This is a genomic window from Bradyrhizobium hipponense (assembly GCF_008123965.1).
GTDB classification, from domain to species: Bacteria; Pseudomonadota; Alphaproteobacteria; order Rhizobiales; family Xanthobacteraceae; genus Bradyrhizobium; species Bradyrhizobium hipponense.
The window spans coordinates 1-8,456 of record NZ_VSTH01000226.1 but is presented as its reverse complement, the minus strand read 5'-3'; the positions used below and the strand labels follow the sequence as shown (position 1 = coordinate 8,456).

The window sequence follows — 8,456 nt, the reverse complement described above, 5'->3', positions numbered from 1 at the left end:
GCCCTCAACGGAGGGATACGGTGCTCCTCACCGCGCTAAGCACTACTGCCATTTCACAAGATCAGAGCGCCATCGCACGTCACAGTTTAGCGATCGCAGACGTAGACCGACGCGTCGACTGCTTAGAGACCGGCATCCTTCCGGAAGCACGATCCACAATCTCCCCACAACAGACGCCGGCGAGTCAACCCAACCCAAGCTTCGACTGTCGGGCGGCCAAGTCACCTATGGAGCGCGCCATTTGCGGCGACACCACTTTAGCTCAATGGGATGCGGTCATGGGACGCACCTATCTACAAGTGCTGAGAGTCTCCAAGGATCGCCAGGCTCTACTAGAAAGCCAACGAACCTGGCTGACGCAACGGGACACGGCTTGCTCCTCCCTTGCAGGTACTTTGACCTGATCATGCATACTCGACGCGACGAGGGCTCGCATCACTGCGCTAAACAAGATCGCCATATCGAGCTCCGAACATACGAGCGCACACTAAGGAAACGTGGAAGTATGGCCAGACTGGCAAGAACAGATTTCGGAATCGCATCTATTTGGAAGACGGCATTGTGATTGGCTGGCGGGTTTGACAGCGATCGCGCATCGAGCGGATCGCAAGCAAAGCTAATTCTTCTTTGGTTGGGGAGCAAACTGAATGGATAGACTCGTGGCGCTGACGGACAGCGTGTGGCAGCTATTTCTTTCGCTGCCACCAATTACCCAATGGGCGGTTAGCATGCTGCTCATCTGCTTGGTGATCGCACATGCATTTAAATACAACGAACACACTGTCCACGAAGGCCCCTCCATCTTCACGACGGCAGGTATATTCTTCACATTCCTCGGAATCGCAGAGGGCCTTTACCAATTCGACCCGCAAAAAATCGATGCGAGCATTCCGACGCTGCTCGACGGCCTAAAGACGGCATTTATCGCCTCGGTAGTTGGCGTTGGTGCTGCGCTTACGCTGAAACTTCGGTATGCGATCTTCGGGGTCAGACATTCAAACCCTGCTGAAAGGTCTGAAGGTGCGACGGTGGACGACCTGTATGGACAGCTCGTCAGCTTACAGCGTTCGCTCGTCGGAGAGGGAGAATCAACCGTCATCTCCCAACTGAAACTTAGCCGTCAGGACACGAACGATAGGCTCGATGCCCTTGGCAAATCGCAGGCTGCCTTCATGCAGCGGCTAGCGGAGAGCAATTCGAAGGCTTTGATCATTGCCCTGCAAGAGGTGATCAGAGATTTCAACTCCAAGATTACTGAACAGTTTGGAGACAATTTCAAACAGCTTAACGAAGCTGTTGGCGCGATGCTCGAGTGGCAGGAAAAATATCGAGAACAAGTTGGCGAGATGATCCATCATCAAGCGCTCGCGGCAGAAAATATGGTCACAGCTTCATCTCGCTACGAGGCGCTCGTCTCAAATTCCGAAAGCTTCTCTGTGACTGCAAAAGCACTCGATAGTCTCCTTAACGGACTTGAAGTTCAACGAGGCCAGATCACAGAATCTCTCGCACAGCTTGCGCAGCTTCTTCTAGCTGCGTCTGCGGGCCTACCTCAAATTGAAACCAAGATAATTCAGCTCACAGAGCAGGTGACGCAAGGCGTCAAACAAAATCAGGACGACATGACCACCATCTTGCGAGGTGCTGGCACGGCACTCCAATCATCCGTCTCGGAAATCCGCGATGTGTTGCTCGAGACAACCCAGACAGCCGGCGCACAAATGAACGAACATGTTCGAACCATGAGCAGCACGATCGAAACAAAAGTCGTTCAACTCGACGAGCAACTCACTCTTGGGGTAAAGCACAATCAAGATGAAATGACGAAAGTTTTGCGCGAAGCCGGAGGCTCCCTCCAGTCATCAATCGCCGACGTCCGTAACTTGTTGTTGGAAACCACCCAGGCATCCAGCACTCAAATCAATGATCACGTCAGATCGCTAGGCGACAAGACAACCGAGCAGTTCGCCAAGCTCGACGCCGCCCTCGAAACAGAGCTGTCGAAATCAATCTCCTCCTTGGGTCGGCAACTGACCGCACTCTCCAAGCAGTTTGTTGATGACTATACTCCACTCACAGACCGGCTACGTGCAGTGGTCCAGATGGGCCGAGGTTAAAGCGATGACGCTAATGACCCGCAACTCCCGGATCCGTCCACAAGAGGACCATTGGGTTCCTCTGAGTGACCTTATGACGGGCCTTATGATGATATTCCTCCTGGTCGCAATAGTATTCATGCTTCAAGTAAAAAAGAACGAGGCCAAAATCGTCGAGGCGCAGAATCGAATTCGGGAGATTGCTACGCACTACACCGATCTTCGGGGACAACTCTACAAAGAGCTATCTGAGGAATTCAAGGACGACTTACCGAAGTGGCGCGCGTCAATAAGACCAGACCTTTCGATTCGCTTCGAGGAGCCAAATGTTCAGTTCGACATCGGCGCAGCGACGGTAAAGGACGCATTCAAGGCAACTCTCATCAGCTTTTTCCCCCGATATATCAAAATTCTCAGATCACCAAAATATGCAGAAGCAATCGAGGAGGTTCGCATTGAGGGGCACACATCTTCGCTTTGGAAGAATTTAACACCCGAGCTAGCCTACTACGAGAATATGCGATTGTCACAGGAGCGCGCTCGATCTGTCTTAATGCATGTATTCGGCATCCAGGCCATCCGCGATGACGAGACGATACGCTGGATTATTGCTCGAGTAACGGCAAATGGCCTCTCTTCGGCGAGACGCCTCGTGACATCCGAGGGCACGGAAGATTTTATCGGATCACAGCGAGTAGAGTTTCGAGTAAGAACCGCTGCCGAAGATCAGCTGTCAAAGATACTCGGAGCTTTAGGTCGGTGAAGCTTCCATATTTTGACGACAACCCGGAACTAAACGCATTGCGCAACGCAATGGGAGCAAGTCTACGTGATTACACGCCCCCACCGCCTTCAGACACGCTGACGATCGAAGAGATAGAACGGCTCTCCGGTGAGGGAATTGAAATTCCTCTCGACGAGGTGCGGGTACTAAACGACGGCACGCACATCTACAAGGGCAGACGCGTCATCGTGTACATCAGAGATGTTGCTGAGTATGGCGGGCGAACATCTATGCCCAAATATCATCTCGCAATGTGTAGCACTCTAAGCATGATGATGGAGGCCGGACGGTTCAAAACTCGATATGTCGTCGCCACCAGAGATGATGGCCGATTTAGTATCCAGAGAATCCGCGGCGACATCGCAATCAAAAGCGACGAACAATTGAACGTCTGCCAACAATGCCTGGATGAGCTTAACTACAAGTCCTTCTCGATGAGGAGGACCGTCGATTGGCGTCGCGAAGCTGTTCAAGGCTTCTCAATCAAGGCCTTCTTCGACGAATTTGGAAAAAGCTGCGTCTGGGCCATGCCGAAATTCGACGCAATAAATGCCCCGACCAACGTGTACAGCCCGCATTTCTATAGGATTGCGAAAGCATTGAAGGAAAAGCGAGGATACCGGTGCGAGCAGGCGGGCTGTGGAATTAACTTAGCTGAACCGGGAAGTCGGAGATTCCTGCATGCGCACCATCTAAACGCGGACAAATCAGATAATCATCCGACGAATATTAGGCTGCTTTGCATTAGATGCCACGCGAACGAGTTTCAGCACTCGCACGTTAGAGAGAACCCTGACTATGCAGCTTTCTTTCGGAGATTTCCTAAGACCGAATCGACCGCGAGTCCTCCGAAGCCATGAAAAAGCCAACGGCACTGAGCATCGAAGAGAAACGGGTGATCAAGTCGTTGATCTCCGAGGGCATGCGCAATCAAGACATCCTCACTCTGATCAACTACGAACGAGAGGCCACAATAAATTTCGGCCGGATCACAGGGATCAAAAAAGACCCAGCCGTTGCTCCAGCGTCAACTGAGGAGACTGCCTATTTCAAGCGCAAGAAGCGAAGCTTCGATCCAATTACGGGCCTAAATTTTTATGAAGACGAGCGCCTCATTCGCGCTCGGGAAGCGATGGTGCTAGCGGTCACAATTTTCAACGGCGCAAGCTACAAATTCAAGACCGAGGTATTTGCGGTGCTCGCAAATATAGCTTGGACCTACTTGCTTCATGAGTATTACCATCGCGCAGATATTCCACCCAATAACACCGACGGAAGTACGTTTGCCTTAAGCTATATGTTGTCTCGCGCAGATTGTCCGCTGTCGAAAGGAATACGAAAGAACCTGACATCCTTGAAGACTATCCGGGATGTTGTTGAACACAAAATGCTCGGGAGAAGCGATGCGACTTGGCTACCACTTTTTCAAGCCTGCTGCCTGAACTTCGACAAGACGATAGTGGCCTGGTTCGGACCACGCCTCTCTCTGCAGCACGAACTTTCGGTTGCTCTTCAATTCGGAAAACTTGACTTGGAGCAGCTAGCCCAGGCAACCGCTTATGACGTTCCTCCGAACATTACAGCGCTGGATGCGGCACTTAAGAAGGATATGAGCGAGGAAGAGCTGGGTGACCTAGAGTATCAATTCAGAGTCGTCTACACGTTCGATAGCGCTTCAAAAGGAAAAGCCCATATCCAATTTCTTAGCCCGGATTCCGCCGAGGGAAAGACCATTCAAAATGTTCTTCAAAAATTTAAGATCGCGGACGAGCTGTATCGATACAAGCCAGCGGACGTTGTAAAGATTGTACGAGATGCGACATCCAAGCCATTTTCAATGGCCGACCACACTAGAGCTTGGCAGAAGCACAAAGCACGACCTCTGAAGGGATCGAAAGCTCCCGAAAAGACGAACCGGGGGTATTGCATCTATCACGCAGCTCACAAGGACTACACCTACAATGACGAGTGGATTGCGCTCTTGGTAGGTGCGCTCGGCGGAGATATTGGGGTCGATGCACCTCCCCAACCCGATTAGAAATCGCGGCTCTTGGTGCACGCGGTTGGCATGCTCACGCAGGTACACATCTGGGCCCGAACAACAATGTGTACGACGGCTCGCTCCCCTACCCTCGAAAATCAATGCTCCGCAGCACGATCCCCGGCGGGGTGCCTTCGAACTCCGTCGCCTGATACTTCCGTTCCGCGCAGGCCTCGATGCGCTCGCGCAGGCGGGTGAACTGGGCTTCGCGCTCGGCCTGGCGAGCGGGCCCGGCGCTAGCGCCGCGCGCGTTAACCGTCCATTAACCAACGCAGCCTAGCCTGAAGTCATCGTCCAGTCATCATCAGCCCGAAATGCCTTCCCGGTTCGCTCCAGGAGAAGCGTCGATGTCCGTTGCGTTGCTGACGTATGCCGATCTAGGTGCCCGCCTCAATATCTCTCGCGAGGCCGCTCGTTCGCTTGCCAGACGACGCCGTTTGCCGCGGTCGCGTTCGGATGACGGCAAAGCCCTGGTGAGCGTTGATTTCTCCGAACTCCGGTACATGCCCCGCCCACGAATTGGCCGCCAGGCAGACCACATCGCCGCCTCCATGGCAAAGATCGAGGCATTAGAGCCATTTCCGTTCCGATGGAATCGGAACGGGGCTCTAGATTATTGTTTAGACGCGTTTTCTTTACGCGAACCGGTATCCACTTCGCTCGAAAACGCTCTGGAGATCGAGGCATTCAAGGCGGAGGTCGCGCGGCTCGAAGCAGTAGCAACCGGCTACAGGGCAGATTTCGAGCGCGAGCGCGAGCGCGCCGATCGCCTGGCCGTCGAGCTGCTGCAGGCGGCTGCCGAGACAATGGCAGCCAATGCGTGGGCGGCACGACTGGAAGACGAAGTGGCGGCTCTGCGGACCGGTCGCCGGGCTGGCGGCGCGATCGCGGGACAAGCCGCGCTTCGATTGGGACATCTGGCCGCGGCCATCGTGGGCGCAGACCGCGCGGCGCGCAGATAGCACTCGAACCTTTCTCCATCCCGGCCTGCCGGAGCAACCGCGAGGACAGAATGACTGGCATCACCGATATTCGCGAGATGAAGGCGCGCATTGTCGTGTTCGGGGTCGGCGGCGCCGGCGGCAATGCGGTCAACAACATGATCACGGCCGGGCTGCAAGGGGTGGACTTCGTCGTCGCCAATACCGACGCGCAGGCGCTTGCCATGTCGAAGGCGACGCGCCTCATCCAGCTTGGCACAACGGTGACTGCAGGCCTTGGCGCCGGCTCGCAGCCCGAATTGGGACGCGCCGCAGCCGAGGAAGCCATCGATACGATCCGCGATCATTTGACCGGCGCGCACATGGTGTTCGTGACTGCCGGCATGGGCGGCGGTACCGGCACCGGGGCTGCACCCATCATCGCCAAAACTGCGCGCGAGCTCGGCATCCTCACCATCGGCGTGGTCACCAAGCCATTCTACTTCGAGGGCCAGCGCCGCATGCGCTTTGCCGAAGCCGGCATCGAGGAGTTGCTGAAGACAGTCGACACCCTGCTGATCATCCCGAACCAGAACCTGTTCCGGGTGGCCAGCGAGAAGACCACATTCGCCGATGCCTTTGCCCTTGCCGATCAGGTGCTTTATTCGGGTGTGGCCTGCATCAGCGACCTCATCGTCAAGGAAGGCCTGATCAATCTCGATTTTGCCGACGTTCTCTCCGTGATGCGAGAGAAGGGCAAGGCCATGATGGGAAGGGGAGAAGCTTCCGGCGAGAAACGCGTGCTCGCCGCCGCCGTGGCCGCAATTTCCAATCCATTGATCGAGAACCCCTCGATCAAGCGGGCCAGTGGCCTCATCATCTCCATCACTGGCGGCCGGGATCTCATGCTGTTCGAAGTCGACGAAGCTGCTACCCGCATTCGCGACGAGGCGGACCCGGACGCCAACATCATCGTCGGCGCGTCGTTTGATGAAAGCCTTGAAGGTATCGTCCGCGTCTCAGTGGTGGCGACCGGAATCGATAATCTTGACCCGGCGCAGCAGACGCAACCGGCGGAAAGCCCACTCACGCAGCTCGCCGGCAGGCTGCGCAACGACAGCCGCCGCATCGCCGATCGCATCGAGCGCGGTGCACCGCTTCCGCAAATGGAGAGCACGCCGCTTCGCCCGGAGGCCCGCCACCCTGCGGGGCAACCGGCAAGGCCGAATCTGGAATATACGCGCCACGCGGCTCCCCAGCCGCATGATCCTTACGGCCGCTCCTCTGCGCGCAATGTGGCCGACGAAGGCATTCTCGATATCCCAGCCTTCCTGCGCCGCGCGGCCAACTGAGCGGTCGGACGAACCAGGGTTACTTGTCTCCAATGCCGGAAATGGACCGCTGCTACGCGACTCCAGAGCGCGATGAGACTAGCCTTGTTCTAGCCACGCACGCGCTGCTCTCCCGCTTGCGGGCAGGGCTATCGCATATGCCGGTTGAGAGGCTGTCGAACGTGCTCGGCCTGCATGGTTCGAGACGCCCGCCTGCGGCGGGCTCCTCACCATGAGGGCTTGATATCGCGCCGCGAAACGCGACCTCATCCTGAGGGCCCGCCGCAGGCGGGCGTCTCGAAGGATGGCCGCAGGCAAGCTTCCGAGGTGCGCAGTGCGCCGATCCTTCACGCTGCCGTGCTGCGCGGGTTCTCCGCTGCTTCCTTTTCCGCCTCCTTGTCGCGAGACAGCCATGCTGGAAAACGAAGCAGGCGGTCGTTATTGTCTTTTGGCGGTTCGATGGGCGGTACGATGGACCCCTCATTGGCTGAACTCGGGAGGTCGAGTGCAGCGTGACCGACTCGCACCGCATCCGCGCGTTGGTCCAGTCCGCGCAACAGGGGATCGATGACGCTGTCGATTTCGGTCGCCACCGATACTAGAAAACTATTGAGCTCGCGAGCCTCGGGCACAACTGCCGCAGCCTGCTCGATCGCCTTGCAGAGACCATCGACAACAGGTGCAAACGCGCTCCCGGCCTGTTTGATTCGGGTTTTGATCGCTTCGATTTCGCCCAAGGCGCGATCACGCTCCCGCCTGTTTTTCTCCTCCGAAAGGCGGGCTTCGATTTCGGCGATCTGAGCCGTCAGGGTCGCGGCTTCGGATGCAAGAGCATCGCGTCGTCCGCGCGCGCGATCGAGATCGCGACTGAGATTGTCCACTAAATCGTCCTTTCCGAACATTGCTTTGCTCCGTAGGACAGCCGTAACGCGAACCGTTAACCTGGCAACCAAACGAATAGCCGGATCGGCCGAAACAGGCATCAACTTCAGTCGCGTCGCATGGGCCGACATGGTGATCCCCCAATCATCCACATTAGGCGACCGCATGGTTAACAAGTGGTTAATTTCAACGCTGATGCGGCAATGGCGCCGCGGATACAATTGAAAATGCGCAAAGCTTGCGCACGCTCGCGGTGCGAACCGTCGCCTACCCTACCCCCGAAAATCAATGCTGCGCAGCACGATGCCCGGCGGGGTGCCCTCGAACTCGGTCGCCTGATACTTGCGTTCCACGCAGGCTTCGATGCGCTCGCGCAGGCGGGTGAACTGGGCTTCGCGCTCG

Annotated in this window: 8 protein-coding genes and 2 pseudogenes; 7 read left to right on the top strand and 3 right to left on the bottom strand. The window is 56.3% G+C overall.

Annotated elements, in window-relative coordinates; genetic code table 11:
- The first annotated feature begins 20 nt into the window (after positions 1 to 20).
- The 5 genes from FXV83_RS45595 (at position 21) to FXV83_RS40450 (ending at position 4,918) form a co-directional block, all read left to right on the top strand.
- Positions 21 to 404 carry a lysozyme inhibitor LprI family protein gene (locus FXV83_RS45595; RefSeq protein ID WP_148745615.1) on the top strand — a complete coding sequence of 128 codons (384 nt, stop codon included), beginning with the start codon at positions 21 to 23 and terminating at the stop codon, positions 402 to 404.
- A gap of 243 nt (positions 405 to 647) precedes the next feature.
- Complete coding sequence (locus FXV83_RS40465; RefSeq protein WP_148745614.1) at positions 648 to 2,117, top strand: hypothetical protein; 1,470 nt, start codon at positions 648 to 650, stop codon at positions 2,115 to 2,117.
- Positions 2,059 to 2,859, top strand: coding sequence for an OmpA family protein (locus FXV83_RS40460; RefSeq protein WP_210250798.1), 801 nt, complete (start codon positions 2,059 to 2,061; stop codon positions 2,857 to 2,859). Before FXV83_RS40465 ends, FXV83_RS40460 begins: the two co-directional genes overlap by 59 nt.
- On the top strand, positions 2,856 to 3,740 hold the full coding sequence (locus FXV83_RS40455) for an HNH endonuclease signature motif containing protein (protein WP_148745613.1): 885 nt from the start codon (positions 2,856 to 2,858) through the stop codon (positions 3,738 to 3,740). The genes FXV83_RS40460 and FXV83_RS40455 overlap by 4 nt, the downstream gene beginning before the upstream one ends.
- Positions 3,737 to 4,918, top strand: a complete 1,182-nt coding sequence (locus FXV83_RS40450) for a DUF3644 domain-containing protein (RefSeq protein WP_148745612.1) — start codon at positions 3,737 to 3,739, stop codon at positions 4,916 to 4,918. Before FXV83_RS40455 ends, FXV83_RS40450 begins: the two co-directional genes overlap by 4 nt.
- An 88-nt stretch (positions 4,919 to 5,006) precedes the next feature.
- Here the strand turns inward: FXV83_RS40450 and FXV83_RS40445 are convergent.
- Positions 5,007 to 5,153 (bottom strand): annotated as a pseudogene (locus FXV83_RS40445) (DUF1488 family protein); the annotation flags it as partial.
- 115 nt (positions 5,154 to 5,268) lie between these two features.
- Here FXV83_RS40445 and FXV83_RS40440 point away from each other — a divergent pair.
- Complete coding sequence (locus tag FXV83_RS40440; RefSeq protein WP_187436513.1) at positions 5,269 to 5,883, top strand: hypothetical protein; 615 nt, start codon at positions 5,269 to 5,271, stop codon at positions 5,881 to 5,883.
- A gap of 50 nt (positions 5,884 to 5,933) precedes the next feature.
- Positions 5,934 to 7,193, top strand: coding sequence for a cell division protein FtsZ (ftsZ, locus tag FXV83_RS40435; protein ID WP_148745610.1), 1,260 nt, complete (start codon positions 5,934 to 5,936; stop codon positions 7,191 to 7,193).
- 326 nt (positions 7,194 to 7,519) lie between these two features.
- Here ftsZ and FXV83_RS40430 read toward each other — a convergent pair whose 3' ends face one another.
- Together FXV83_RS40430 and FXV83_RS44675 are read right to left on the bottom strand one after the other, a co-directional pair.
- Complete coding sequence (locus tag FXV83_RS40430) at positions 7,520 to 8,074, bottom strand: hypothetical protein (protein WP_235940592.1); 555 nt, start codon at positions 8,072 to 8,074, stop codon at positions 7,520 to 7,522.
- 252 nt (positions 8,075 to 8,326) lie between these two features.
- Positions 8,327 to 8,456 (bottom strand): annotated as a pseudogene (locus FXV83_RS44675) (DUF1488 family protein); the annotation flags it as partial.

Coding starts and splice junctions, on each gene's coding strand:
- FXV83_RS40450 (WP_148745612.1), top strand. CDS start 3,737: ATGAAAAAGCCAACGGCACTGAGCATCGAAGAGAAACGGGTGATCAAG.
- FXV83_RS40465 (WP_148745614.1), top strand. CDS start 648: ATGGATAGACTCGTGGCGCTGACGGACAGCGTGTGGCAGCTATTTCTT.
- ftsZ (WP_148745610.1), top strand. CDS start 5,934: ATGACTGGCATCACCGATATTCGCGAGATGAAGGCGCGCATTGTCGTG.
- FXV83_RS40460 (WP_210250798.1), top strand. CDS start 2,059: ATGACTATACTCCACTCACAGACCGGCTACGTGCAGTGGTCCAGATGG.
- FXV83_RS40440 (WP_187436513.1), top strand. CDS start 5,269: ATGTCCGTTGCGTTGCTGACGTATGCCGATCTAGGTGCCCGCCTCAAT.
- FXV83_RS40430 (WP_235940592.1), bottom strand. CDS start 8,074: ATGTTCGGAAAGGACGATTTAGTGGACAATCTCAGTCGCGATCTCGAT.